Raw genomic sequence first — 834 nt, forward strand, 5'->3', positions numbered from 1 at the left:
TGGATTGGGTTTGATTGAGCTGGGTTGATTTTTCTTGTATATTACTTTGTAGTTGATTGATATGATTTGTATTAGAATTTATAATACTATCTTTTTCTTTTATGGTTTGATTGAGGTGCTGAATTTGATCCAAGTAATCAAAATCCACCTGGTCTTTTGAAGTTAATTTTAGAATACTACATACTTTTTTTATTTCAGACAAGCTATTTTCATTTTGAATATTTTCTAAAAAAAATAATTTTTTATTTTGTTTTTTTCTATATAAATCATCATAAAAATAAATAAAAATAAAAAAGCTTATTACATTATATTTAAATATATATTTAATATTTATAATACATTGTAAATAATGTGGCATAAAATATTCTTTCAAACTATTTTGAATGCTATATTTTGAACAGATAATAACATCAATAACAAATTTATAACTAATAAAAGTGGAAATGGAATTAAAATACTGTCTAGCAGTCGAAGTATCACAGAAATAAGGTTCAAGGTAACCACAATAATTATACAGTGTCGATGACCTCATAATGCTATTTTGTCGTACTCTATAGTTATATAGTTTATCTATATATATATATATATTATCCATAGATGATAATAACAAAAACCCAAAAGCATGGTCTTCATAAATTATTCCATTTAAAAAATATAAATTATTTTTTTTAAAAAAGTCAAAATTAATCATACCATGCCATCCGAAAACAAACCATCTTAATTCTGTTTTCTTGTATAATTCAATAAAATCCACAACATTCAACATTATGTTTTTTTTTAATTTCAATCTGCTTAATGGCGAACAAGAAAATTCTGAATCGCTAAAACATTTAA

The 834-nt window shown here is 22.8% G+C and carries 1 pseudogene; it reads right to left on the reverse strand.

The features are described 5' to 3' along the window. Window positions 1-766 (reverse strand): annotated as a pseudogene (locus tag L8V82_RS07715) (hypothetical protein); the annotation flags it as partial. Window positions 767-834 lie beyond the last annotated feature (68 nt).

Origin of the sequence: Campylobacter sp. IFREMER_LSEM_CL2151 (assembly GCF_025771725.1) — a bacterium.
Lineage (GTDB): Bacteria > Campylobacterota > Campylobacteria > Campylobacterales > Campylobacteraceae > Campylobacter_D > Campylobacter_D lari_C.